Raw genomic sequence first — 25,092 nt, forward strand, 5'->3', positions numbered from 1 at the left:
AGGATGAAAGCATGAAATGGTTTAACACGTTGAGCCACAACCGCTGGCTGGAGCAAGAAACCGATCGCATTTTTGACTTTGGGAAAAAATCCGCAGTACCTACCGGTTTCGGCTGGCTGGGAAACCAGGGACAGATCAGAGCGGAGATGGGTACGCACCTGTGGATTACCGCCCGTATGCTGCACGTTTATTCCGTTGCCGCATCGATGGGCCGTCCGGGCGCATATCAGTTAGTCGACCATGGTATTAACGCGCTGAACGGCGCGTTACGCGATCGGCGCTACGGCGGCTGGTATGCCTGTGTAAACGATGAAGGCGTGATGGACGCCTCCAAACAGGGATATCAGCATTTCTTCGTCCTGTTAGGGGCGGCAAGCGCCGTCACCACGGGCCATCCACAGGCCAGAAAACTGCTGGATGACGCGATCGAGGTCATCGAAAAATACTTCTGGAGCGAAGAGGAGCAAATGTGCCTGGAGTCCTGGGACGAAGCCTTCAGCCAGACCGAAGATTACCGTGGCGGCAACGCCAACATGCATGCCGTAGAGGCTTTTTTGATCGTGTACGACGTGACCCACGATCGTAAATGGCTCGACCGCGCGCTGCGCATCGCCTCCGTCATTATTCACGATGTGGCCCGCAACGGCGACTACCGCGTCAACGAGCACTTCGATGCGCAGTGGAACCCCATCCGCGATTACAACAAAGATAACCCTGCCCACCGTTTCCGCGCTTACGGCGGCACGCCGGGGCATTGGATCGAGTGGGGTCGCCTGATGCTGCACCTGCATGCGGCCCTGGAAGCGCGTTTTGAAACTCCGCCCGCCTGGCTGCTGGAAGATGCCAAAGGGTTATTCCACGCCACCCTTCGCGACGCCTGGGCGCCCGATGGCGCAGACGGCTTCGTCTACTCCGTGGACTGGGACGGCAAACCGATTGTACGAGAAAGAGTACGCTGGCCGATTGTGGAAGCAATGGGCACCGCTTACGCCCTGTATACCCTCACCGGCGATAGCCAATACGAAGCCTGGTATCAGAAGTGGTGGGATTACTGCATCACTTATCTGATGGACTACGAGAACGGTTCGTGGTGGCAGGAGCTGGATACCAATAACCAGGTGACCACCAAAGTGTGGGACGGCAAGCAGGATATTTACCACCTGCTGCACTGCCTGGTGATCCCGCGCCTGCCGCTGGCGCCGGGGCTGGCACCCGCCGTTGCTGCGGGCCTGCTGGATAGCAACGCGAAATAACAATATGACATGCCGGATGGCGACGTTAAGGCGTCTTATCCGGCCGACGAGCGCCGTGCTAACCGTAGGCAAGAGCGCTGCCGTCCGGCAACATTGAGGATAGAAAACTTATGCATACCCTACACAATATCACCCTGACAACAACCGATGACGGCTTCACCCTGAGCTGGCAAGATTGTCTGCTGCTATCCCACAGCGCAGAAAATCCCTGCCTGTGGATCGGCGCCGGCGTCGCCGATATCGACATGTTTCGCGGTAATTTCAGCATAAAAGATAAGCTGAATGAGAAAATCGCTCTGACTGACGCAACGATAAGCCAGTCCCCGGATGGCTGGTTGATCCATTTCAATCGCGGCGATGCCATCAGCGCGGCGTTACACATCGCCACCGATGAGGCGGGCCGCTTGACGCTGAAACTGCAAAACAGCGCTCTTACCCATAACCGCATCTGGTTACGCCTGGCCGCCCAGCCAGAAGATCACATCTATGGCTGCGGCGAACAGTTCTCTTATTTCGATTTGCGCGGCAAGCCTTTCCCGCTCTGGACCAGCGAACAAGGCGTCGGGCGTAACAAAAACAGCTATGTCACCTGGCAGGCGGACTGCAAAGAAAACGCGGGCGGGGATTACTACTGGACCTTTTTCCCACAGCCCACTTTTGTCAGCACGCAAAAGTACTACTGCCACGTCGATAACAGCTGCTACATGAATTTCGACTTTAGCGCGCCGGAATACCATGAGCTGGCGCTATGGGAAGACAACGCCACCCTGCGTTTTGAATGCGCCGACAGCTACATCGCCCTGCTGGAAAAATTGACGGCGCTGTTAGGCCGCCAGCCGGTGTTGCCGGACTGGGTTTACGACGGCGTGACGCTCGGCATTCAGGGCGGCACCGACGTCTGCCAGCAGAAGCTGGACACCATGCGCAACGCAGGCGTGAAGGTGAATGGCATCTGGGCGCAGGACTGGTCCGGCATCCGCATGACCTCTTTCGGCAAACGCGTGATGTGGAACTGGAAGTGGAACAGCGACAACTATCCGCAGCTGGATACCCGTATCAAACAATGGCAAGAAGAAGGCGTGCAGTTCCTCTCCTACATCAATCCTTACGTCGCCAGCGATAAAGATCTTTGTGCCGAAGCGGCCAGACACGGTTATCTGGCAAAAGACGCTGCGGGCGATGACTATCTGGTTGAGTTCGGCGAGTTTTATGGCGGCGTCGTGGATTTGACCAATCCTGAAGCCTATGACTGGTTCAAGAATGTCATCAAGAAAAACATGATTGAGCTGGGTTGCGGCGGCTGGATGGCGGATTTCGGGGAATACCTGCCAACCGACACTTACCTGCATAACGGCGTCAGCGCGGAAATTATGCATAACGCCTGGCCGGCGCTGTGGGCGAAATGTAACTACGAAGCGCTACAAGAGACCGGCAAGCTGGGCGAGATCCTGTTCTTTATGCGTGCGGGTTATACCGGCAGCCAGAAATATTCCACCATGATGTGGGCGGGCGATCAGAACGTCGACTGGAGTCTGGACGACGGTCTCGCCTCCGTGGTGCCTGCCGCATTGTCGCTGGCGATGACGGGTCACGGTCTGCATCACAGCGATATTGGCGGTTATACCACCCTGTTCGACATGAAGCGCAGTAAAGAGCTGCTGCTGCGCTGGTGTGACTTCAGCGCCTTCACCCCGATGATGCGTACCCACGAAGGGAACCGCCCCGGCGATAACTGGCAGTTTGATGGCGACGCGGAAACTATCGCCCACTTTGCCCGTATGACAACCGTCTTTACCACCCTGAAACCGTATCTCAAACAGGCGGTGGCGCAGAACGCCAGAACCGGTCTGCCGGTCATGCGCCCGCTGTTCCTGCACTACGAGGACGATGCGCAGACCTACACCCTGAAGTATCAGTATCTGCTGGGTCGCGACCTGCTGGTTGCGCCGGTCCACGAACAAGGACGCCGCGACTGGACGCTATATCTGCCTGAGGATAACTGGATCAACGCGTGGACGGGCGAAACGCTTCGCGGCGGCGAGATTACCGTGGACGCGCCGCTCGGCAAGCCTCCGGTCTTTTACCGTGCAGAGAGCGAGTGGGCATCTCTGTTTGCCTCTTTACGCACTATCTAATACGGCTCGCCCGTGGGGAAACTCACGGGCATATGGAGAAAAATAATGAGTCAAACGTCATCAAATCCGGCGACCCTACGCTTGCCGTTTAAAGAAAAACTTGCCTATGGGATGGGTGATTTAGGCTCCAATATCCTGCTGGATATTGGTACGCTTTATTTACTTAAGTTTTATACCGATGTGCTGGGTCTACCGGGCACGTATGGCGGTATTATTTTCCTGATCGCCAAATTCTTTACCGCCTTCACCGATATGGGCACCGGGATTATGCTCGACTCGCGGCGTAAAATCGGCCCGAAAGGCAAGTTCCGTCCGTTCGTGCTCTATGCCGCGTTTCCTGTGACCCTGCTGGCCATCGCCAACTTTGTTGGCACGCCGTTTGAAATCACCGGTAAGACGGTGATGGCGACGGTGCTGTTTATGCTGTACGGCCTGTTCTTCAGCATGATGAACTGTTCGTATGGCGCGATGGTGCCCGCCATTACCAAAAACCCGGATGAGCGCGCCTCGCTTGCCGCCTGGCGTCAGGGCGGTGCCACGCTCGGCCTGCTGCTGTGCACCGTCGGTTTTGTTCCGGTGATGAATCTGATCGAAGGGAACGCACAGCTAAGCTATATTTTCGCCGCCACGCTGTTCTCACTGTTTGGCCTGCTGTTTATGTGGCTCTGCTACGCAGGCGTCAAAGAGCGTTATGTGGAGGTAAAACCGGTTGAAGCGACCGAAAAACCGGGGCTGCTTCAGTCGTTTCGCGCCATTGCCGGGAACCGTCCGCTGTTCATTTTATGTATCGCGAATCTCTGCACCCTGGGCGCTTTCAACGTTAAGCTGGCGATCCAGGTGTATTACACCCAGTACGTACTGAATGACCCGATCCTCCTCTCCTGGATGGGCTTTTTCAGCATGGGCTGCATTTTCATCGGCGTCTTTTTAATGCCCGGCGCGGTAAGACGCTTCGGCAAGAAAAAGGTCTACATCGGCGGCCTGCTGGTTTGGGTTATCGGCGATCTTCTCAACTACTTCTTTGGCGGCGGCTCGGTCAGTTTTGTCGCGTTTTCCTGCCTGGCGTTTTTCGGTTCAGCGTTTGTGAACAGCCTGAACTGGGCGCTGGTCTCCGACACGGTGGAATACGGTGAATGGCGCACCGGCGTGCGTTCAGAAGGAACGGTATACACCGGTTTTACCTTCTTCCGTAAGGTGTCTCAGGCGCTGGCGGGCTTCTTCCCCGGCTGGATGCTGACCCAAATCGGCTACGTGCCCAATGTGGTGCAATCGGCAGGCACTGTCGAAGGTTTGCGGCAGCTGATCTTTATTTATCCGTGCGCGCTGGCGGTGATAACCATCATCGCAATGGGATGTTTCTACAACCTCAACGAGAAGATGTATGTCCGCATCGTTGAAGAGATAGAAGCCCGTAAACAAACGGCTTAACAACGATAATAAAGGCGCCCTTCGGGGCGTTATTGAGGAGCGATTATGTCTGACCATGATCCGCTGACGCTAAAACTGAGCCTACGGGAAAAATATGCCTATGGCATGGGTGACTTCGGCTCAAATTTGATGCTGTGTATCGGTACGCTGTATCTGCTTAAGTTTTATACCGATGAACTGGGAATGCCCGCATATTACGGTGGGATTATCTTTCTGGTGGCGAAATTCTTTACCGCGTTCACCGATATGTTGACGGGAGTGCTGCTGGATTCCCGTCGTCATATTGGCGCTAAAGGTAAGTTTCGCCCTTTCATTCTGTATGCATCATTTCCTGTCGCGCTGGTTGCCAGCGCGCAGTTTCTCGCCACCGATTTTACACTGACGGTCAAAACAGCGCTGGCAACCGTACTGTTCATGCTGTTTGGCCTGTTTTACAGCCTGATGAATTGCTCATACGGGGCGATGGTGCCCGCTATCACCAGAAACCCGCATGAGCGCGCCCAACTCGCAGCATGGCGTCAGGGCGGCGCAACGCTCGGTCTGTTGCTGTGTACCGTTGGCTTTATGCCGATTCAGGCGCTCTTTACCCAGTCATCTTCTCTGGGTTATCTGGTAGCCGCGCTGATTTTCTCCGTTTGCGGCCTGTTCAGTATGTGGTGGTGTTTCAGTGGGGTGAAAGAACGGTATATCGATATCGTTCCGGCCCACCATAAGCCCAGCATTCTTAAATCCTTCTGTGCGATTTTCCGCAATCCGCCGCTGCTGGTGCTCTGCGTGGCCAACTTATGTACGCTGGCCGCGTTTAACATCAAACTGGCGATTCAGGTCTATTACACCCAGTACGTGCTGAACGACATCCATTTGCTGTCATGGATGGGATTTTTCAGTATGGGGTGCATTCTGGTCGGCGTACTGCTGGTGCCCGTAACCGTAAAACGGTTTGGGAAAAAGCAGGTCTATCTCGGCGGCCTGACGCTGTGGGCTATCGGCGATGTGCTGAACTTTCTCTGGGGTGGAACCTCTTTCCTGTTCGTGATCTTCTCCTGCATGGCGTTTTTCGGCACCGCGTTCGTTAACAGCCTGAACTGGGCGCTGGTTCCCGATACGGTCGATTACGGCGAATGGAAAACAGGTATTCGTGCGGAAGGGTCGGTCTATACCGGTTATACCTTCTCACGAAAAATTTCTGCGGCGCTGGCGGGTTTCTTGCCCGGCATTATGCTGACGCAAATTGGCTACGTGCCGAACATAGCGCAAAGCGCGGAGACGTTACTTGGCCTACGTCAGTTGATATTTCTCTGGCCATGCGGCCTGGCGATTATCGCCGCACTCACAATGGGCTTTTTTTATAAGCTCAATGAAAAACGTTTTGCTTTTATTATTGAGGAAATTAGCCAACGAAAGAAACAATCGATACAAACCGGCGTTGTAAGCCATTAAAAAACCTCTGTTCTAATTAAATAAAATAATTGCCGCTCTATCCATTTCGATGGATAGCGGCTCCCTACGCTTAAAAAATGGATTTACTATGAAAACGTTGAACACAATAATGCTGTTATCCTCTGTTATCTCCACTTCTGTTTTTGCGGGCGCTTATGTGGAAAACCGCGAGGCCTATAATCTGGCATCCGATCAAATGGAATTCATGCTGCGCGTTGGCTACAACTCCGATATGGGGGCTGGAATTATGTTGACCAACACCTATACGCTACAGCGTGATGATGAATTAAAGCATGGCTATAATGAAATTGAGGGTTGGTATCCGTTATTTAAACCGACGGACCGGTTAACCATTCAACCCGGTGGTCTGATAAACGATAAAAGCATCGGTTCTGGCGGCGCTGTTTATCTGGACGTCAATTATAAATTCACGCCGTGGTTTAACCTGACGGTTCGTAATCGTTACAACCATAATAACTACAGTTCTACTGATTTAAATGGTGAATTAGATAATAACGATAGCTATGAAATCGGCAACTACTGGAATTTCATCATTACTGATAAATTTTCTTATACCTTTGAGCCACACTATTTTTATAATGTGAATGATTTTAACAGCAGCAACGGAACCAAACACCACTGGGAAATTACCAATACTTTCAGATACCGGATTAACCAGAACTGGCTGCCGTACTTAGAGTTACGTTGGTTGGATCGCAATGTGGAGCCCTACCATCGAGAGCAAAACCAGATTCGTGTCGGGGTAAAATATTTCTTCTGAACAGGATAATAAAAAAGCCGCTGAAATCAGCGGCTTTTTGTTGCCGGATGGCGGCTAACGCCTTATCCGGCCTACGAATCGGAGTTATCAGGCCGATTTTGTAAGCCCGTATTACTCTTCTTTCGCGCCGCGCATTGCACGACGACGATCGTTTTCCGTCAGGTGACGTTTACGAATACGGATAGAGGTTGGAGTCACTTCTACCAGTTCGTCGTCATCGATGAACTCCAGAGCCTGCTCCAGGGTCATCTTGATCGGCGGAACCAGAACCGTTGCTTCGTCAGTACCAGACGCACGCATGTTGGTCAGTTTCTTACCGGTCAGGCAGTTTACGGTCAGGTCGTTAGAACGGCTGTGAATACCGATGATCTGGCCTTCGTAAACTTCCGCGCCGTGACCCAGGAACAGCTTACCGCGATCCTGCAAACCGAACAGTGCGAACGCAACCGCTTTACCCTGACCGTTGGAGATCAGTACGCCGTTCTGACGCTGGCCCACTTCGCCCGGACGGATATCGTCGTAGTGGCTGAAGGTGGAGTACAGCAGACCCGTACCGGAGGTCATGGTCATGAACTCTGAACGGAAACCGATCAGACCTCGGCTTGGGATCACGTAGTCAAGACGTACGCGGCCTTTGCCATCTGGATTCATGTTTTTCAGGTCGCCTTTACGCTCGCCCAGCGCCTGCATCACAGAACCCTGGTGCTGCTCTTCGACGTCCAGCGTGACGTTTTCGTACGGCTCTTGTTTACGGCCGTCGATTTCGCGGAAGATAACTTTCGGACGGGAAACCGCCATCTCGAAACCTTCACGACGCATGTTTTCAATCAGAACGGACAGGTGCAGTTCACCACGACCGGATACACGGAACGCGTCCGCATCTTCGGTTTCTTCAACGCGCAGCGCAACGTTGTGTACCAGTTCTTTGTTCAGACGCTCAAGGATCTGACGAGAGGTCACGTATTTACCTTCTTTACCGCAGAACGGAGAAGTGTTTACGCAGAAGAACATAGAAACGGTCGGCTCATCAACAGACAGCGCTGGCAGCGCTTCAACATTCTGCGGATCGCAGATGGTGTCGGAGATGTTCAGCTCGCCCAGACCGGTGATTGCAATGATATCGCCCGCTTCCGCCAGGTCGCTATCAATACGTTCCAGACCCAGGTGAGTCAGCACTTTGCCCACTTTACCGTTACGGGTTTTGCCTTCGCTATCGATGATAGTGATCTGCTGGTTCGGCTTCACTTTACCGCGCTTGATACGACCAATGCCGATAACGCCAACATAGTTGTTGTAGTCCAGCTGAGAGATCTGCATCTGGAGCGGGCCGTCCAGGTCAACGTCCGGTGCCGGTACGTGGTCAACGATCGCCTGATACAGCGGGGTCATGTCTTCCGCCATATCTTCGTGATCCAGACCTGCGATACCGTTCAGCGCCGAAGCGTAGATGATCGGGAAGTCCAGCTGTTCGTCGGTCGCGTCGAGGTTAACGAACAGGTCGAATACCTGGTCTACAACCCAGTCAGGGCGCGCGCCAGGACGGTCAACTTTGTTGATAACAACAATCGGCTTCAGGCCATGAGCAAAGGCTTTTTTGGTCACGAAGCGCGTCTGCGGCATCGGGCCGTCAAATGCGTCAACCACCAGCAGCACGGAGTCTACCATGGACATTACACGTTCAACTTCACCACCGAAGTCGGCGTGTCCTGGGGTATCAACGATGTTGATACGGTAATCATTCCATTTGATAGCAGTGTTTTTAGCGAGGATGGTAATCCCACGCTCTTTCTCCAAATCGTTGGAGTCCATCACACGCTCTTGAGTTTCGGCACGCGCATCAAACGTACCGGATTGCTGTAGCAGCTTATCGACCAGGGTAGTTTTACCGTGGTCAACGTGCGCGATGATGGCGATGTTACGCAAATTTTCGATCACAACTTTGCCTCAGGCATTAGAAATAGCGCGTTATTGTACACGGATTAATCGCACTACAAAACAGGATCACAGAGATCCTCCGCAAACAAGTATTGCAGAGTTTCTTTGTGATCGCTTTCACGGAGCGTTAAAAGGGTCACTCACTGTCCATTGCACCAATATAGTGCTTAATGTTCACATTAAAGCACTATATTGGTGCAACATATCCACTATGGTGCGGCCCTTTTGCACGATGGTGCGCATGATAACGCCTTTTAGGGGCAATTTAAAAGTTGGCACAGATTTCGCTTTGTATTTTTTACGGCGACACGGCCAATTTTTGCAGAATTGAAGACTTCGTTACCACGACGACAATGACCAATCCGGGAGAGTTAAGTATGTCCGCTGAACACGTTTTGACGATGCTGAATGAGCATGAAGTGAAGTTTGTTGATTTGCGCTTCACCGATACCAAAGGTAAAGAACAGCACGTCACGATTCCTGCTCATCAGGTGAATGCCGAATTCTTTGAAGAAGGCAAAATGTTTGACGGCTCCTCGATCGGTGGCTGGAAAGGTATCAACGAATCCGACATGGTTCTGATGCCGGACGCATCCACTGCGGTCATTGACCCGTTCTACGCTGATTCTACGCTGATTATTCGTTGCGACATCCTGGAGCCAGGCACCCTGCAAGGTTACGATCGCGACCCGCGTTCCATCGCCAAGCGCGCGGAAGAGTACCTGCGCTCTACCGGCATCGCAGACACCGTTCTGTTCGGGCCAGAGCCAGAGTTCTTCCTGTTTGACGATATCCGCTTCGGTTCTTCTATCTCCGGTTCCCACGTCGCTATCGACGATATCGAAGGCGCATGGAACTCCTCCACCCAGTACGAAGGTGGCAACAAAGGTCACCGTCCGGCAGTAAAAGGCGGTTACTTCCCGGTTCCGCCGGTAGACTCTTCTCAGGACATCCGTTCTGAAATGTGTTCCGTTATGGAGCAAATGGGTCTGGTTGTAGAAGCACACCACCACGAAGTGGCAACCGCAGGTCAGAACGAAGTGGCAACCCGCTTCAACACCATGACCAAAAAAGCGGACGAAATTCAGATCTACAAATACGTTGTGCACAACGTCGCTCACCGTTTCGGTAAAACTGCGACCTTTATGCCAAAACCGATGTTCGGCGATAACGGTTCCGGTATGCACTGCCACATGTCCCTGTCCAAAAACGGGACTAACCTGTTCTCCGGCGACAAATATGCGGGTCTGTCTGAGCAGGCGCTGTACTACATCGGCGGCGTAATCAAACACGCGAAAGCGATCAACGCCCTGGCGAACCCGACCACTAACTCCTACAAACGTCTGGTTCCGGGTTATGAAGCACCGGTCATGCTGGCCTACTCCGCCCGTAACCGTTCTGCCTCTATCCGTATTCCGGTTGTTGCCTCTCCGAAAGCGCGTCGTATCGAAGTGCGCTTCCCGGACCCGGCTGCGAACCCGTACCTGTGCTTTGCCGCTCTGCTGATGGCGGGTCTTGACGGTATTAAGAACAAGATCCACCCAGGCGAAGCGATGGACAAAAACCTGTATGACCTGCCGCCGGAAGAAGCGAAAGAGATCCCACAGGTTGCAGGCTCTCTGGAAGAAGCGCTCAACGAGCTGGATATTGACCGCGAATTCCTGAAAGCAGGCGGCGTGTTCACTGATGAAGCGATCGACGCGTACATCGCCCTGCGCATTGAAGAAAATGACCGCGTGCGCATGACGCCGCACCCGGTAGAGTTTGAGCTGTACTACAGCGTTTAATCGTTGAGTTGCCGTGGAACTTTTAGCCTGTTCAGGCAGGTTTGAGATTGATGGCGAATGATAAGACGCCTGATGGCGCAAGCTTATCAGGCCTACCGGTAACATCACCTTGTAGGCCGGATAAGGCAAAGCCGCCATCCGGCACAACGTTTGCCACTCATCTGTAGCCCATCACACGATGGGCTTTTTTCTCCACCAACGTTCTGATCCCACGCGCTTTTTACACGTAAAAAGCTATAATGCACTAAATTGGTGCAAACTATTCCAGGAGACTGCTAAATGGCAACAGGCACGCAGCCCGATGCTGGGCAGATCCTCAATTCTTTAATCAACAGCATTTTACTGGTTGACGACGAGCTGGCGGTGCATTACGCCAACCCGGCCGCACAACAGCTGCTCGCCCAAAGCGCCCGCAAGCTGTTTGGTACTCCGCTGCCTGAGCTGTTGAGCTATTTTTCATTAAATATTGGGCTGATGCGCGAAAGCCTGGAAGCGGGTCAGGGATTTACGGACAACGAAGTCACGCTGGTGATCGACGGACGCTCTCATATTCTCTCGCTAACCGCCCAGCGCCTGCCGGATAACTTCATCCTGCTGGAAATGGCGCCGATGGATAACCAGCGTCGCCTGAGCCAGGAACAGCTTCAGCATGCCCAGCAAATCGCCGCCCGCGACCTGGTGCGCGGTCTGGCGCATGAGATCAAAAACCCGCTTGGTGGTTTACGCGGCGCGGCCCAGCTGCTCAGTAAAGCCCTGCCTGACCCGGCGTTGCTGGAGTACACCAAAGTCATTATTGAGCAGGCCGACAGGCTGCGTAATCTGGTTGACCGACTGCTGGGGCCGCAACAGCCGGGTATGCACGTCACGGAGAGTATCCACAAAGTCGCAGAACGCGTCGTCGCACTGGTGTCGATGGAGCTGCCGGAGAACGTCACGCTGATTCGTGATTACGACCCCAGTCTGCCGGAACTGCCTCACGACCCGGACCAGATTGAACAGGTCCTGCTGAACATCGTGCGTAACGCTTTACAGGCGTTAGGGCCGGAAGGCGGTGAAATCATTCTGCGTACCCGTACCGCATTCCAGCTGACGCTGCATGGCGTGCGTTATCGCCTGGCGGCGCGCATCGACGTTGAGGACAACGGGCCGGGTATTCCGTCCCATTTACAGGACACGCTGTTTTACCCGATGGTCAGCGGTCGCGAAGGCGGCACCGGGCTGGGCTTATCCATTGCCCGTAATTTGATTGATCAGCATTCCGGCAAAATTGAATTTACCAGTTGGCCGGGTCATACCGAGTTCTCGGTTTACCTGCCTATCAGGAAATAAAGGTGACGTTTATGCAACGAGGGATAGTCTGGGTAGTCGATGACGATAGTTCCATCCGTTGGGTGCTTGAACGTGCGCTCGCCGGGGCGGGATTACATTGCACCACATTTGAAAGCGGCAACGAAGTGCTGGATGCGCTGGCGAGTAAAACGCCGGATGTCCTGCTGTCGGATATCCGTATGCCGGGAATGGACGGACTGGCGCTGTTAAAACAGATCAAACAGCGTCACCCCATGCTTCCGGTCATCATAATGACGGCGCATTCCGATCTCGATGCCGCCGTCAGCGCTTATCAACAAGGCGCGTTTGATTATCTGCCAAAGCCTTTTGATATTGACGAAGCGGTCGCGCTGGTTGAACGCGCGATCAGCCATTATCAGGAGCAGCAACAGCCGCGCAATGTCCAGATCAACGGCCCGACAACCGATATCATCGGCGAAGCGCCCGCGATGCAGGATGTCTTTCGCATTATTGGCCGCCTCTCACGCTCGTCTATCAGCGTGCTGATCAACGGCGAGTCCGGGACCGGTAAAGAGCTGGTCGCCCATGCGCTGCATCGCCATAGCCCACGCGTAAAAGCTCCCTTTATCGCCCTGAATATGGCGGCTATTCCGAAGGATTTGATCGAGTCCGAACTGTTTGGTCATGAAAAAGGGGCGTTCACCGGGGCGAATACCATTCGTCAGGGGCGCTTTGAGCAGGCCGACGGCGGCACGCTGTTTCTCGATGAGATCGGCGATATGCCGCTGGATGTGCAGACGCGTTTGCTACGCGTCTTAGCCGATGGGCAGTTTTACCGCGTTGGTGGCTATGCGCCGGTGAAGGTTGATGTGCGGATTATCGCCGCCACCCATCAGAACCTGGAATTACGCGTACAGGAAGGTAAGTTCCGTGAAGATCTGTTCCACCGCCTGAACGTGATTCGCGTACATTTACCGCCGCTGCGCGAGCGCCGGGAAGATATTCCACGCCTGGCGCGGCATTTCCTGCAAGTGGCTGCCCGCGAGCTGGGCGTCGAAGCCAAATTGCTCCACCCGGAAACCGAAGCGGCGCTGACGCGTCTGGCCTGGCCTGGCAACGTGCGTCAACTGGAGAATACCTGCCGTTGGTTAACGGTGATGGCCGCCGGACAGGAGGTTCTGATTCAGGACTTACCCGGCGAGCTGTTTGAAGCCACGGTGCCAGACAGCCAGTCGCACATACAGCCAGACAGTTGGGCCACATTGCTGGCACAGTGGGCGGATCGCGCGTTGCGTTCCGGTCATCAAAACCTGCTTTCTGAAGCGCAGCCTGAGCTGGAGCGTACGCTGTTAACCACCGCGCTGCGTCATACCCAGGGGCACAAACAGGAAGCGGCACGGCTGCTGGGATGGGGTCGTAACACCCTGACTCGCAAGCTAAAAGAGCTGGGTATGGAGTGACGATTCGTCGTTGTGTAAAGATTAATATTTAAGCGCAAATTGCCGTTATTTTGCGCTTTACTGTTCCGATGAGTTGAGTATGATCATGCCCGGCAAACAGGGGGAATCATCATGCTGGAATCATTAATCAATCTGGTATCGAGCGGAGCGGTCGACAGCCACACGCCACAAACTGCGGTTGCCGCAGTGCTGTGTGCAGCGCTGGTTGGGCTGTTTAGCTAAATGCGTGCCGGATGGCGCTAACGCTTATCCGACCTACGGTTGATGTTAACTTGTAGGCCCGGTAAGCGGTAGCGCCACCGGGCAACGCCACTAAATCACCCGTGAGAACTGCTGCATCCGCGCTTTCTGGCGCAGATAAGCATCAAAGCACATACAGATGTTACGGATCAGCAGACGGCCTTTCGGCGTAACCTGAATCCCCTTATCATCCACATCCACAAGCCCATCTTTCGCCAGCGGCGCCAGCAGCGCTAAATCTTCCGCAAAGTACGCCGCGAAGTTGAGATCCCACTGCTGTTCAACCGCTGCGTAATCGAGACGGAAGTTGCAGATCAGCGACTTAATAATATCCCGACGAATGCAGTCATCGCGGGTCAGCACAATGCCGCGCCATAACGCATTCCCCAGCTCATCCACCTGCTGATAGTAGCGCTTCAGCTCTTTCTGGTTCTGCGCGTAGCTGTCGCCAATCATACTGATGGCGGAAACGCCCATCCCCAGCAGGTCCGTATCGCCCTGAGTGGTATAGCCCTGGAAGTTACGATGCAGAACACCTTCACGCTGGGCAACGGCCAGCTCGTCATCCGGGCGGGCAAAGTGATCCATCCCGATGAACTGATAGCCCGTCTCCGTCAGCGACGAGATGGTCTCTTGCAGGATATCGAGTTTTTGCTGCGCGCTGGGCAGGTCGGCCTCTTTGATTTTGCGCTGAGCGGCGAATAACGTGGGCAAATGAGCGTAGTTAAAGACACTCAGGCGATCGGGGCTCAGCTCTGCCACGCGTCTGAGCGTAAAGGCGAAGCTTTCCGGCGTTTGCTTTGGCAGCCCGTAAATCAGATCGATATTCGTCGAGGTGAAGCCTATCTCGCGCGCATGATTGAGCAGCGAGAAGATAAACTCTTCATCCTGCTCGCGGTTAACCAGACGCTGAACGTCTTTATTGAAGTCCTGCACCCCCATACTCAGGCGGTTAAACCCTTGCGCGCGTAAATGATCGAGCACATCCAGCTCAATTTCACGGGGATCGACTTCGATCGAGATTTCGACGTCGTCGTTAAAATGAAAGTTTCCACGCAGAAGCGTCATTAACCGACTGATTTGCGCTTTATTCAGGTACGTTGGCGTTCCGCCGCCCCAGTGCAGTTGACTAACGCGACGTCCGGCAAACAGCGGCGCGCGATGAATAATTTCTTGTTCAAGCGCATCGAGATATTGGTCGGCCTTATGCTGCTGGCGGGTCACAATCTTGTTGCAACCACAGAAGTAGCACAATTTATGGCAAAACGGGATATGAACGTACAGAGACAGCGGACGTTCAGGGTAACGCGCCACAGCGTGCTGAAATGCCTCTTCGCCGTAGTCTTCCGAAAACTCCAGCGCTGTGGGATACGAGGTATATCGTGGCCCGGAATAGTTATATTTCTGGATCAGGGCCAGATCCCAGTCTATCAACTGTTCAGACATGCTCACTCCTTCCGATGGCGTCGCTGGCGGGTACGGCGTACCGGCTTTACCCCACTACGGGTAATAAACCGGTTGCGCAGCCACTTCTGTCGCCGCGACAACCGCTGTAGTTTAACGAATAACCACACCAGATAACATACAACCGGAAGGGTTATAAGCAGGACGGGAAGGCCCACGGTGTAAACCCGTTAGTTGCCGCCCCGGAGCAGGCGCATCATATCTTCCTGCTTTTCGTCCTCTTCCTCTTCTTCGTCGTCATCATAAGAGAGGCCCAACTTCTGCATCAGCTCATCAATACGATCCAGTTTGGCATCTACCCAGGTTTGGTCTTCCGCACTCAGGGTTTCGCCTGCTTCCAGACGTTCCAGCAGCGCATCCAGGCGCTCATCCGTTTCCAGTAAATCCAACTCAGCCTGCGGTGAAAGCATAGGTTTCTCACTCTTCGGTTTGTGCTGTTTGGTGACTTTTTCAGTCACACCCAGGGGAATGGGGGTTTTACTGCCAATTCGTGGATCTTTCTGCTTGTTCTGGTTTTTACCGCCTGAAGCCGCGTTGTCACCTGTCGCACGGCTCCCCGCCGCATGACCACGGTGTTTTTTCTGACGCTTACGGTCGCGCGCTTCCTGATTCAGCTCTTCGCGTGTTTTACGACGCGCTTTTGCGGGACCTTTACCGCGTGGTGTAGAAGTTGATTTCATAGTGATTCGTCTTTGGCTGTTTTAGTCAGTATATACTCTAAATAATTCGAGTTGCAGGAAGTCAACGCACATGCAACCTGAAGTATGACGAGTTTCATTTGCCGCGGAATCTAGCAGAAACCCTATAAAGAAAAAAGGCGACAGAGTAATCTGTCGCCTTTTTTGCTGTCTAACAACCCTAACGGGCTCTACGATCCCTGTTGGCTACCAACACGCCCTGTTTTTCCCTTAGCCTGAAACATTCCGTGTTGTTTCCATTTCCTTTTACTAACGTCTCCGAACGTTTGTCTTCCTGACAAATCCTGCGTCTTCGCCTCCTGGCGCTCCTGACCCTCATCCTGAGTCGTAATCCTGACAGCTTCCTCGCTATGGATGCTACTTTACTCTTCTGGCATAAACGCACAAGTAATCGAAACGCGAATGTCCACTTTTCAGAATATTGCCTGAAACATAACGTTATGATTTTATTATTTTATCTTAATTTTCGACCTGCGCTTACTCTGAAATTTCGCATAAGAACAATCGGCAATGTCTCACAAAGAGCATGGTTTTAGCTTACACACATCCCCATGCTGAAAAATCCGTCTTTTGCCGCTGTTCAGGTATAATCGCTGCAAAGCTTTGACTGACGGAGACGACCGCTTTGACTAATTTGAATTATCAACAGACGCACTTTGTGATGAGTGCGCCTGATATTCGCCATTTACCTTCCGATACCGGAATCGAAGTGGCTTTTGCTGGCCGTTCCAATGCAGGCAAATCCAGCGCGCTGAACACGCTTACGAATCAGAAGAGTCTGGCGCGTACATCCAAAACACCGGGCCGTACTCAGCTCATCAACCTGTTTGAGGTGGTTGAAGGCAAACGTCTGGTTGACCTGCCCGGCTATGGCTATGCAGAAGTCCCGGAAGAGATGAAGCGTAAGTGGCAACGCGCGCTGGGCGAATACCTGGAAAAACGTCAGAGCCTGCAAGGCCTGGTGATACTGATGGATATCCGTCACCCGTTAAAAGATCTCGACCAGCAGATGATCCAGTGGGCCGTAGAGAGCAACATTCAGGTTCTGGTTTTACTCACCAAAGCGGACAAACTGGCCAGCGGCGCACGTAAAGCGCAGCTGAATATGGTGCGTGAAGCGGTACTGGCCTTTAACGGCGATGTGCAGGTAGAAACGTTTTCTTCCCTGAAGAAGCAAGGCGTGGATAAATTACGTCAGAAACTGGATAGCTGGTTTAACGATCTGGCTCCCGTGGAAGAGACGCAGGACGGGGAATAACCCACCGATATGCCGGATGGCGCCGCTGCGCGTCTTATCCGGCCTACAGTTCTTTATTCTTGCTCTAAGGCGGCAACACAGCAAATCCCCAGGAGCTTACATAAGTAAGTGACTGGGGTGAGCGACAAATCTGTCTGGAACAGATTTGAACGCCGCGAAGCGGCGGCCCGTAAGGGTGAGGCTCATGGATGAGCCGAATAATTCGAAGCCAACGCGTATGCAGCTTGAAGTATGACGAGCAAAATAAAAAACGCCCCAGTCATTACTGACTGGGGCGGCTAAAATATTCAGCCAAATCCGATTACGTGAAGTAAAAGGTCTGAAAGATAGAACATCTTACCTCTGTACCCTACGCGAATAACTTTACTCTTTTTTGAGCAGCTCAGAAAGCACTTTTTGTAATTTTTTTTCATTCTTTACATAGGGAATTCTAATGATCATCACAAAACGTTCTATCTTATGTTGCTTAGTTACGAAAAAAGCGCGTTATTCAGTAAAGCCTTAGTGCGCCTGATCCCAGTTTTCGCCGCTACCCACTTCCACCAGCAACGGCACATCAATACGCGTGCAGTTTTCCATCAGTTGATGGATCTTTTTCGATACCACGTCGAGATCATCTTTATGCACTTCGAACACCAGTTCATCGTGTACCTGCATGATCATACGCACGCGCGGCTGTTCATCTTGCAGCCATTTATCGACGGCAATCATAGCGCGCTTGATGATGTCTGCTGCCGTCCCCTGCATCGGAGCGTTGATGGCGGCACGTTCCGCACCGGCACGACGTGCAGCATTGCTGGATTTAATATCCGGCAAGTAGAGACGACGCCCTTCCAGCGTTTCAACATAACCTCGCTCTTTTGCCTGAGCGCGCGTGCGTTCCATATATTCCAGTACGCCAGGGTAGCGTTCGAAGTAGAGATCCATGTACTTCTGCGCCTCTTTGCGCGGAATATTGAGCTGACGCGCCAGACCGAATGCGCTCATGCCGTAGATCAGACCAAAGTTAATCGCTTTGGCGCTGCGGCGCTGTTCAGCCGTAACGCTCTCCAGCGGCAGTCCAAACACTTCAGCAGCCGTCGCCCGGTGGATATCTTTTCCTTCGGCAAAGGCGGTTAACAAACCTTTATCGCGGGAAAGGTGCGCCATAATACGCAGCTCAATCTGCGAGTAGTCCGCTGATGCGATGACGTAATCTTGCGGAGCGATAAACGCCTGACGAATACGGCGTCCTTCCTCGTTACGTACCGGAATATTTTGCAGGTTAGGATCGGTAGACGATAAACGCCCCGTCGCGGTCACCGCCTGATGATAAGAGGTATGCACTCGCCCGGTTTTCGGGTTGATCATTAGCGGGAGTTTATCGGTGTAGGTCGATTTCAGCTTCGCCAGCCCGCGATATTCCAGAATCACCTTCGGCAGCGGATAGTCCAGCGCCAGCTCTTCCAGCACCTCTTCCGAGGTGGACGGCGCACCGCCCGGCGTTTTCTTCAGCGGCTTAATACCCTGTTTTTCAAACAGAATGGTTTGCAACTGTTTGGTAGAAGAGAGGTTAAATTCTTCTCCGGCGATCTCATGCGCCTTCTTCTCCAGCTCCGCCAGACGCAACGTGATCTCCTCTGAATGCTTATGCAGCACGGCAGGGTCGATTTTTACACCGTTACGCTCTACGCGGGAAAGCACCGGCACCAGCGGCATTTCGATATTCTCGAAGACATTCAGCGGCCCTTTGTACTGCTGTAGCTCTGGCCACATTTTCAAATGCAGCTGTAACGTAACGTCCGCATCTTCTGCGGCATAACGTCCGGCCTCTTCCAGGGCAATCTGGTTAAAGGTCAGCTGATTTTTGCCTTTACCGGCAATCTCTTCAAAAGTGATGGTCTTATGCTTCAACCAGCGTTCGGACAGGCTGTCCATATCATGGCGGCCAGCAACGCTGTTCAGGATGTAGGATTCGAGCATAGTGTCAAAAGCAATACCACGCAGCTCAATGTCGTAGTTCTGCAATACGCCGCGATCGTACTTCAGGTTTTGCCCAACCTTACGCGCCTTCTCATCTTCCAGCAGCGGCTTCAATAGCTCCAGCGCTCGCTCGCGGGAAATCTGATCGGGTGCATCCAGGTAGTCATGCGCCACAGGAACGTAGGCCGCCACGCCCGGTTCAATAGCAAAAGAGAGACCGACCAGATTCGCCGCATGGTTATCCAGGCTGTCCGTTTCGGTATCAAATGCAAAAACGGGCGCCTTTTTCAGCGTCTCAATCCAGCTTTCCAGCGTCGCTTCATCCAGGATGGTGACGTAGTTATCGTAAGAAAGCGCGGTCGCAGGCACGTCTGGCGTTTCATCAATAACAATGGTTTCCTGCGGTTTTGCTGCGGGCTTCGCACCTTTCGCCTGTAGCCATTTACCCGCTTCCACATCAGTGGTCCAGCGCTTAAATTCATATTTCTTAAACAGGCCAAGCAACTCTTCAGCCGCTGGCTGTTGTACTTCAAGCTGATCGCAGCTTAGCTCCAGTTCGACATCCGTTTTAATGGTAGCCAGTTGATAAGAGAGGTAAGCCACCTCTTTATTCTGCTCAAGCTTCCCGGCCATGGTTTTCGCGCCACGGAAGGTTAAGCCCGCAATTTTATCTGATTCGGCATACAGGGTATCCAGTCCGCCTAACCCCTGAAGGAGCGCCTGGGCGGTTTTTTCACCCACGCCCGGCACGCCAGGAATGTTATCGGAAGAGTCGCCCATCAGCGCCAGGAAATCGATGATCAATTCGGGTGGAACACCGTACTTGTTCACGACCTCATCCGGGCCCAGAATCGTATTGGTCATGGTATTAATCAGCGTGATATTTGGCGTCACCAGCTGGGCCATATCTTTGTCGCCGGTGCTGATCAGCACCGGACGGCCCACCTTCTCGGCTTCACGCGCCAGCGTACCGATAACGTCGTCCGCTTCCACGCCCGAAACAGCCAGCAGCGGCAGGCCCATCGCTTTTACCATCGCATGCAGCGGTTCAATCTGCGCACGCAGGTCATCAGGCATCGGCGGGCGATGCGATTTGTAATGTTCAAATAACTCATCACGGAAGGTTTTACCCTTGGCATCAAATACCACTGCGGCATGCGTCGGCTGATACTGCATAATCAGGCTGCGCAGCATGTTGAGAACACCGTACATCGCCCCTGTAGGCTCCCCTGCGCTGTTCGTCAGAGGAGGAAAGGCGTGATACGCGCGATAGAGATAAGATGAGCCATCTACAAGGATAAGTGGGTTTTCTGGGATCTGAACCATAATGTCCGTGCCTGTTTATCAGATTATGGGTAAAGGATGCCACAGACAGGATGAAAACATGAGTTTTTCGCCGCATTTGTCGAAAAAGTTTTGTAGATCTTCTGGATCGCTCGCAAAGCGAGCTGTGGATAACTTTGTGCATAAATTATTACATTTCATTTAATTTCATCCTGATGATTTAATTTTCATTAAACTTGTTCTTATTTTTCAATATATTAATTAAATCACCAGAACTTTATCACATTATTTAGCGTTATCTCAGTGTGTGGATAGATATCAATATTTTTTCTGTTTCGCTAAGACCCGTCATTTGATGCGTTTTCTGATAAAATCAGCCCCTTGCGTCTCTTTCGCGCACTATTTATGGCTAACCCGTTGAATAATTTAATTATGACAAGAATACTCGCTGCGATAACGCTGTTGCTGAGTATCGTATTGACCATTTTGGTCACTATTTTTTGTTCTGTGCCGATCATCCTTGCCGGGATCGTGAAGCTCCTTTTGCCCATTCCTGTCGTCTGGCGCAAGGTATCCGTTTTTTGTAATTTCATGATGTACTGCTGGTGTGAAGGGTTAGCGCTACTGCTACATCTCAATCCGTGGCTTAAATGGGACGTGGAAGGGCTGGAAGGCCTGAACAAGAAAAACTGGTATCTGCTTATTTGTAACCATCACAGTTGGGCCGATATCGTGGTGCTTTGCGTTCTGTTCCGTAAGCACATTCCAATGAATAAATACTTTCTTAAGCAGCAACTGGCCTGGGTGCCGTTTATCGGCCTGGCCTGCTGGGCGCTGGATATGCCGTTTATGAAACGCTACTCGCGCGCTTATTTGCTCCGTCATCCCGAACAACGCGGTAAAGATGTAGAAACAACCCGCCGTTCTTGCGAGAAATTTCGCGCGCATCCCACAACGATCGTAAATTTTGTCGAAGGTTCGCGTTTTACCGAAGAGAAACGTCGGCAAACTCGCTCGCCATATAAAAACCTTCTCCCACCAAAAGCGGCGGGGATCGCGATGGCGCTAAACGTATTAGGGTCTCAGTTCGATAAGCTGCTCAACGTTACCCTCTGCTACCCGGAAAACGATCGGAAACCATTCTACGATATGTTGAGCGGTAAACTGACGCGCATCGTGGTACGTATCGATCTGGAGCCGATTAAAGAAGAGCTGCACGGTGACTATGTGAACGACAAAGGATTCAAACGCCGTTTCCAGCTTTGGTTGAATGCACTCTGGAATGAAAAAGACGAACAGATAGAAAAGATTAAAGCGGAAAACAAAAACGCCGGTCAATGACCGGCGATTTTTTTATTTCTTTTCAACCAGATGTTTCACGGTATCGGCGTACTGTTGTACGAAGATATCCATGCTGCTGGTATCCATCCCTTGCGGGTTAACCTGATATTTGCCGTTTACAAACATCGCCGGTACACCCTGAAGCTGGAGATCAGCGGCCGCTTTTTCTTGCTGCGCAACCAGTGATTTCACCACGAAGCTGTTCCATGCCGCATCGTAGTCTTCACCTTTCACACCCGCATCAACGAATACTTTGCGAATATCGGCAGCAGACTGAACGGTCTGGTTTTTCTGTACTGCTTCAAACATCGGCGCAGTGATTTTATCTTCTACGCCCAGTGCCATCGCCACAGCCCATGCCTGCGTCAGGTCCTTACCCAATGGGCCCAGGAACTCAACGTGGTATTTGGTCATTTTGGTGCCTTCAGGCAGCTTTTTCTTCACGTTATCAGAAACGTGCAGCACTTCTTCAAACTGATAGCAGTGCGGGCAGTAGAAGGAGAAAAACTCCAGAACCTGAGGCTCGCCAGCAACGGGCTTATCCAGTGTGATGTATTGCTTACCATCACTGAACTGCGCTGCCGATGCGCTAAAAGCTAAAATCATACCAGCCAGCGCCAGCCAAATCTTTTTCATGATCAACTCTCTCCTGATGTGTCCGTTTAATACATTGGCGTTAATTGTAAAGGGGGTTCTTGCAGCACTTTTGCCTGCTCAAGAAATGTCGCAGTCTGCCGTTGCCAGTAATCTTCCCCGGTTAACCACGGGAAATTTTTAGGAAACGCAGGATCAGCCCAGCGACGCATCAGCCAGGCAAGATAATAAACCAAACGCATCGCGCGTAAAGGCTCAATAAGTTCTATTTCAGCAATATCAAACTCGCTAACTTCTTCATAAGCCTCGATAATCGTTTCAAGCTGCATCCGCTGCTCGGCTTTATCGCCATTCAGCAGCATCCACAGATCCTGAACGGCAGGGCCATTGCGGGCATCATCTAAATCAACAAACAGCGGGCCATCACGCCAGAGGATATTTCCGGCATGGCAATCCCCGTGTAAACGCAGCGTCTCAAAACGGGTATGCCAACGTTCGGTAACGGCGGCAATAAGGGTGTCCGTCGCGTTCAGGAAAGCCGCTTTTTGCCCTGCGGGAATCAGTGATGCGCCTTCGAAAAGTTTGCGAGGTTCAATGAGATACTCTTCCAGGCCCATTGTCGGCCGGAAGGCAAAAGAATGTTTACGCCCGGTCTGATGCAGGCGACCCAGATAGCGCCCTACCGCTTCCATCTGATCGATATTATCCGCTTCGAACTGTCGCCCGCCGACGCTTGGGAAAATCGCGTAGTGGAATCCCTGGTGGTTCAGTAGCGTCTGCCCATTGAGGACAAGCGGCGCCGCGACCGGCACCTCATCTTTTACCAGTTCCAGTGCAAACTGATGCTCTTCCCGTATTTGATCGGCAGACCAACGCTCAGGGCGATAAAACTTAACGACAAAGCGCCGACGGTCTTCGTCCTGAAACTGATAGACGCGGTTCTCATAGCTGTTGAGCGGGGTAAGACCGGAATCCACCCGGATTCCCTGTTCAAACAGCGCATCCATGATGGTATCCGGGTGTAATGTCTGGAAAGTAAAAGCGTTATCGTTCATCCCATCATCCGGAAAATACTACGAATGATTCAGGATATCATTTTGTGGCGATTTCGGTGGCGCCGCTTACAAGGTTTTACTCTTTAATCACGCCGCGTGCGCGTAATAGCGCCGTTTTGAAATCTTCTTCATAATCTTTCTGAATACCAGGAATCACCGCATCTTTTGCGGAGTCACGCATTTTCAGGTGATAGATCAGAATGTCGTCGGTTAAATCCGCCAGTTCGCCGTCAAAACCTGACTCTTTCGCCAGTTTCTGTAAAAATTGCAGCAGATTAAGATCGGGCTCTTTCTGCCAGGCTGGTTGCAGGAGTTCAATGACTTCATTCAGGCGTTTACATTTCATGGCTGTGCTCCTTAATTTGATGTAGATACGTTAGCAGGGTCAATCCCACAATAAAAGAGGCGATATCAGTGAATCTGGAGAGTGCAATAACGGGGGTTGTGCTGGCAGGCGGTAAGGCCAGGCGAATGGGGGGGGCAGATAAGGGTCTGCTTGAGCTGGATGGCAAACCGCTCTGGAAGCATGTTGCTGATACGCTGGCGTCTCAGCTTGAAACCGTCGTGATTAACGCGAATCGCCATCAGGATATTTATCAACAAAGCGGTCTGAGAGTGATCCCCGATTCACTGGCCGATTTTCCGGGGCCTCTGGCGGGTATGTTGTCTGTTTTACAGCAAGAGAAGGGAGACTGGTTTCTGTTTTGCCCTTGTGACACGCCCTACATTCCCCGCAATCTGGTTGCGCGTTTAAAAGCTCAGCGTAATAACGCGCCTGTCGTATGGGTTCACGACGGCGAGCGGGACCACCCGACAATTGCACTGGTTAATCGATCCGTAGCACCTTTCTTACAGGAGTATCTCCGGTCAGGTGAACGGCGGGTCATGGTCTTTATGCGCCAGGCCGGTGGTCATGCTGTTGATTTCAGTGATTTTAAACAGGCATTTGTGAATGTGAATACGCCGGAAGAACTCGCCAGATGGCAGGAGAAATCATGATCCCACTACTCGGCATAGCCGCATGGAGCGGCACCGGTAAGACTACGCTGCTCAAGAAATTGATTCCAGCGTTATGCGCCAGAGGGGTTTGCCCAGGATTAATTAAACATACCCATCACAATATGGACGTAGATAAGCCCGGCAAAGACAGTTACGAGTTACGCAAGGCAGGCGCAGCACAAACGCTTGTCGCCAGTCGGCAACGTTGGGCGCTGATGACAGAAACACCGGAAGAACCTGAGCTGGATTTAACGTATCTGGTGAGTCGAATGGATGCTTCCAAGCTGGATATAGTGCTTGTTGAAGGTTTTAAGCACGAAGCGGTGGCGAAGATCTTGTTATTCCGACAGGGGTGTGGGCATGAAGTGGAGGAGCTGACCATTGATGAGCATGTGATCGCCGTCGCCAGCGACATTCCGCTTTCCCTGGATGTCCCGCTATTAGATATCAATGATATACCACAGATCGCTACATTTGTTTTGCGTTGGCTGGGACGATAGTACACGGGCGGCACAGGTTTGCCGGATAAGGTGTTCACACCGCCATCCGGCTGCACCCGGACGCATGAACGCAAAAAGGCTCAGTCTTTCGACTGAGCCTTTTGCTTTATTTGATGCCTGGCAGTTCCCTACTCTCGCATGGGGAGACCCCACACTACCATCGGCGCTACGGCGTTTCACTTCTGAGT

At 52.4% G+C, this 25,092-nt stretch carries 21 protein-coding genes, 1 rRNA gene and 1 pseudogene; 13 read left to right on the plus strand and 10 right to left on the minus strand.

Annotated features, from left to right (window positions below; all coding sequences use genetic code 11):
• The first annotated feature begins 11 nt into the window (after nt 1–11).
• From yihS to ompL, 5 genes are all read left to right on the plus strand, one after another.
• Nucleotides 12–1,253 carry a sulfoquinovose isomerase gene (yihS, locus tag OGY62_RS00460; protein ID WP_047459905.1) on the plus strand — a complete coding sequence of 414 codons (1,242 nt, stop codon included), beginning with the start codon at nt 12–14 and terminating at the stop codon, nt 1,251–1,253.
• Nucleotides 1,254–1,363: 110 nt separating this feature from the next.
• The gene (locus OGY62_RS00465) at nt 1,364–3,388 is read left to right on the plus strand and encodes an alpha-glucosidase (RefSeq protein ID WP_286458844.1); all 2,025 of its coding nucleotides are present in this window, start codon (nt 1,364–1,366) and stop codon (nt 3,386–3,388) included.
• Nucleotides 3,389–3,433: 45 nt separating this feature from the next.
• Nucleotides 3,434–4,816: an MFS transporter gene (locus tag OGY62_RS00470; protein WP_012133934.1), complete on the plus strand. Its 1,383-nt coding sequence runs from the start codon at nt 3,434–3,436 to the stop codon at nt 4,814–4,816.
• A gap of 45 nt (nt 4,817–4,861) precedes the next feature.
• Nucleotides 4,862–6,256, plus strand: a complete 1,395-nt coding sequence (locus OGY62_RS00475) for an MFS transporter (RefSeq protein WP_012133935.1) — start codon at nt 4,862–4,864, stop codon at nt 6,254–6,256.
• A gap of 88 nt (nt 6,257–6,344) precedes the next feature.
• Nucleotides 6,345–7,037: a porin OmpL gene (gene ompL / locus OGY62_RS00480; protein WP_024130675.1), complete on the plus strand. Its 693-nt coding sequence runs from the start codon at nt 6,345–6,347 to the stop codon at nt 7,035–7,037.
• 111 nt (nt 7,038–7,148) lie between these two features.
• Here the strand turns inward: ompL and typA are convergent, their stop codons facing one another.
• A complete protein-coding gene (typA, locus tag OGY62_RS00485) occupies nt 7,149–8,972 on the minus strand; it encodes a ribosome-dependent GTPase TypA (protein WP_012133937.1) in 1,824 nt (607 codons plus the stop codon).
• Nucleotides 8,973–9,349: 377 nt separating this feature from the next.
• Between typA and glnA the strand changes: the two genes are divergently transcribed.
• The 4 genes from glnA (at nt 9,350) to OGY62_RS00505 (ending at nt 13,731) form a co-directional block, all read left to right on the plus strand.
• Nucleotides 9,350–10,759, plus strand: coding sequence for a glutamate--ammonia ligase (gene glnA / locus OGY62_RS00490; RefSeq protein ID WP_024130676.1), 1,410 nt, complete (start codon nt 9,350–9,352; stop codon nt 10,757–10,759).
• 279 nt (nt 10,760–11,038) lie between these two features.
• Nucleotides 11,039–12,088: a nitrogen regulation protein NR(II) gene (gene glnL, locus OGY62_RS00495; RefSeq protein WP_047459914.1), complete on the plus strand. Its 1,050-nt coding sequence runs from the start codon at nt 11,039–11,041 to the stop codon at nt 12,086–12,088.
• A gap of 11 nt (nt 12,089–12,099) precedes the next feature.
• The gene (gene glnG / locus OGY62_RS00500) at nt 12,100–13,509 is read left to right on the plus strand and encodes a nitrogen regulation protein NR(I) (RefSeq protein ID WP_286458845.1); all 1,410 of its coding nucleotides are present in this window, start codon (nt 12,100–12,102) and stop codon (nt 13,507–13,509) included.
• Between the two features lie 111 nt (nt 13,510–13,620).
• Nucleotides 13,621–13,731, plus strand: a complete 111-nt coding sequence (locus OGY62_RS00505; RefSeq protein ID WP_096753919.1) for a YshB family small membrane protein — start codon at nt 13,621–13,623, stop codon at nt 13,729–13,731.
• A 90-nt stretch (nt 13,732–13,821) separates the two neighbouring features.
• Here the strand turns inward: OGY62_RS00505 and hemN are convergent, their stop codons facing one another.
• The 3 genes and pseudogenes from hemN to OGY62_RS00520 form a co-directional block, all read right to left on the minus strand.
• Nucleotides 13,822–15,195, minus strand: coding sequence for an oxygen-independent coproporphyrinogen III oxidase (hemN, locus tag OGY62_RS00510; protein WP_071259434.1), 1,374 nt, complete (start codon nt 15,193–15,195; stop codon nt 13,822–13,824).
• A 188-nt stretch (nt 15,196–15,383) separates the two neighbouring features.
• Nucleotides 15,384–15,893 carry a Der GTPase-activating protein YihI gene (gene yihI / locus OGY62_RS00515; protein WP_012133944.1) on the minus strand — a complete coding sequence of 170 codons (510 nt, stop codon included), beginning with the start codon at nt 15,891–15,893 and terminating at the stop codon, nt 15,384–15,386.
• A gap of 178 nt (nt 15,894–16,071) precedes the next feature.
• Nucleotides 16,072–16,296, minus strand: a pseudogene (locus OGY62_RS00520) (hypothetical protein).
• A 240-nt stretch (nt 16,297–16,536) separates the two neighbouring features.
• On the opposite strand from OGY62_RS00520, the gene yihA reads away from it, so the two are divergent.
• Complete coding sequence (yihA, locus tag OGY62_RS00525) at nt 16,537–17,169, plus strand: ribosome biogenesis GTP-binding protein YihA/YsxC (RefSeq protein ID WP_110494846.1); 633 nt, start codon at nt 16,537–16,539, stop codon at nt 17,167–17,169.
• Nucleotides 17,170–17,456: 287 nt separating this feature from the next.
• On the opposite strand, the gene spfP is transcribed toward yihA, so the two are convergent.
• Complete coding sequence (gene spfP, locus OGY62_RS23335; RefSeq protein WP_071892919.1) at nt 17,457–17,504, minus strand: small protein SpfP; 48 nt, start codon at nt 17,502–17,504, stop codon at nt 17,457–17,459.
• A 166-nt stretch (nt 17,505–17,670) separates the two neighbouring features.
• Nucleotides 17,671–20,457, minus strand: coding sequence for a DNA polymerase I (gene polA / locus OGY62_RS00530; RefSeq protein WP_286458847.1), 2,787 nt, complete (start codon nt 20,455–20,457; stop codon nt 17,671–17,673).
• Nucleotides 20,458–20,820: 363 nt separating this feature from the next.
• On the opposite strand from polA, the gene yihG reads away from it, so the two are divergent.
• The gene (gene yihG, locus OGY62_RS00535) at nt 20,821–21,756 is read left to right on the plus strand and encodes a 1-acylglycerol-3-phosphate O-acyltransferase, YihG family (protein WP_047459928.1); all 936 of its coding nucleotides are present in this window, start codon (nt 20,821–20,823) and stop codon (nt 21,754–21,756) included.
• 12 nt (nt 21,757–21,768) lie between these two features.
• Here yihG and dsbA read toward each other — a convergent pair whose 3' ends face one another.
• The 3 genes from dsbA to OGY62_RS00550 form a co-directional block, all read right to left on the minus strand.
• Nucleotides 21,769–22,392: a thiol:disulfide interchange protein DsbA gene (gene dsbA / locus OGY62_RS00540; RefSeq protein WP_012133950.1), complete on the minus strand. Its 624-nt coding sequence runs from the start codon at nt 22,390–22,392 to the stop codon at nt 21,769–21,771.
• Between the two features lie 26 nt (nt 22,393–22,418).
• Nucleotides 22,419–23,405 (minus strand): serine/threonine protein kinase, encoded by a 987-nt coding sequence (locus tag OGY62_RS00545; protein ID WP_112001472.1) that lies wholly within the window; start codon nt 23,403–23,405, stop codon nt 22,419–22,421.
• 76 nt (nt 23,406–23,481) lie between these two features.
• The gene (locus tag OGY62_RS00550) at nt 23,482–23,751 is read right to left on the minus strand and encodes a YihD family protein (RefSeq protein ID WP_012133952.1); all 270 of its coding nucleotides are present in this window, start codon (nt 23,749–23,751) and stop codon (nt 23,482–23,484) included.
• A 68-nt stretch (nt 23,752–23,819) separates the two neighbouring features.
• Here OGY62_RS00550 and mobA point away from each other — a divergent pair, with 68 nt between their 5' ends.
• Together mobA and mobB are read left to right on the plus strand one after the other, a co-directional pair.
• On the plus strand, nt 23,820–24,404 hold the full coding sequence (gene mobA, locus OGY62_RS00555) for a molybdenum cofactor guanylyltransferase MobA (protein ID WP_198447992.1): 585 nt from the start codon (nt 23,820–23,822) through the stop codon (nt 24,402–24,404).
• Nucleotides 24,401–24,904 carry a molybdopterin-guanine dinucleotide biosynthesis protein MobB gene (gene mobB, locus OGY62_RS00560; protein ID WP_081353214.1) on the plus strand — a complete coding sequence of 168 codons (504 nt, stop codon included), beginning with the start codon at nt 24,401–24,403 and terminating at the stop codon, nt 24,902–24,904. The genes mobA and mobB overlap by 4 nt, the downstream gene beginning before the upstream one ends.
• Before the next feature lie 115 nt (nt 24,905–25,019).
• Here mobB and rrf read toward each other — a convergent pair.
• Nucleotides 25,020–25,092, minus strand: a 5S ribosomal RNA gene (rrf, locus tag OGY62_RS23340); the annotation flags it as partial.

The sequence above is a fragment of the Citrobacter sp. CK198 genome, assembly GCF_030333295.1.
In the GTDB taxonomy this organism is placed as follows: Bacteria; Pseudomonadota; Gammaproteobacteria; order Enterobacterales; family Enterobacteriaceae; genus Citrobacter_B; species Citrobacter_B koseri.

Excerpts from the sequence above, each read along its gene's own strand:
- yihS (WP_047459905.1), top strand. The coding sequence starts at position 12 with ATGAAATGGTTTAACACGTTGAGCCACAACCGCTGGCTGGAGCAAGAA.
- OGY62_RS00465 (WP_286458844.1), top strand. The coding sequence starts at position 1,364 with ATGCATACCCTACACAATATCACCCTGACAACAACCGATGACGGCTTC.
- OGY62_RS00470 (WP_012133934.1), top strand. The coding sequence starts at position 3,434 with ATGAGTCAAACGTCATCAAATCCGGCGACCCTACGCTTGCCGTTTAAA.
- OGY62_RS00475 (WP_012133935.1), top strand. The coding sequence starts at position 4,862 with ATGTCTGACCATGATCCGCTGACGCTAAAACTGAGCCTACGGGAAAAA.
- ompL (WP_024130675.1), top strand. The coding sequence starts at position 6,345 with ATGAAAACGTTGAACACAATAATGCTGTTATCCTCTGTTATCTCCACT.
- glnA (WP_024130676.1), top strand. The coding sequence starts at position 9,350 with ATGTCCGCTGAACACGTTTTGACGATGCTGAATGAGCATGAAGTGAAG.
- glnL (WP_047459914.1), top strand. The coding sequence starts at position 11,039 with ATGGCAACAGGCACGCAGCCCGATGCTGGGCAGATCCTCAATTCTTTA.
- glnG (WP_286458845.1), top strand. The coding sequence starts at position 12,100 with ATGCAACGAGGGATAGTCTGGGTAGTCGATGACGATAGTTCCATCCGT.
- OGY62_RS00505 (WP_096753919.1), top strand. The coding sequence starts at position 13,621 with ATGCTGGAATCATTAATCAATCTGGTATCGAGCGGAGCGGTCGACAGC.
- hemN (WP_071259434.1), bottom strand. The coding sequence starts at position 15,195 with ATGTCTGAACAGTTGATAGACTGGGATCTGGCCCTGATCCAGAAATAT.
- yihI (WP_012133944.1), bottom strand. The coding sequence starts at position 15,893 with ATGAAATCAACTTCTACACCACGCGGTAAAGGTCCCGCAAAAGCGCGT.
- polA (WP_286458847.1), bottom strand. The coding sequence starts at position 20,457 with ATGGTTCAGATCCCAGAAAACCCACTTATCCTTGTAGATGGCTCATCT.
- yihG (WP_047459928.1), top strand. The coding sequence starts at position 20,821 with ATGGCTAACCCGTTGAATAATTTAATTATGACAAGAATACTCGCTGCG.
- dsbA (WP_012133950.1), bottom strand. The coding sequence starts at position 22,392 with ATGAAAAAGATTTGGCTGGCGCTGGCTGGTATGATTTTAGCTTTTAGC.
- OGY62_RS00545 (WP_112001472.1), bottom strand. The coding sequence starts at position 23,405 with ATGAACGATAACGCTTTTACTTTCCAGACATTACACCCGGATACCATC.
- OGY62_RS00550 (WP_012133952.1), bottom strand. The coding sequence starts at position 23,751 with ATGAAATGTAAACGCCTGAATGAAGTCATTGAACTCCTGCAACCAGCC.
- mobB (WP_081353214.1), top strand. The coding sequence starts at position 24,401 with ATGATCCCACTACTCGGCATAGCCGCATGGAGCGGCACCGGTAAGACT.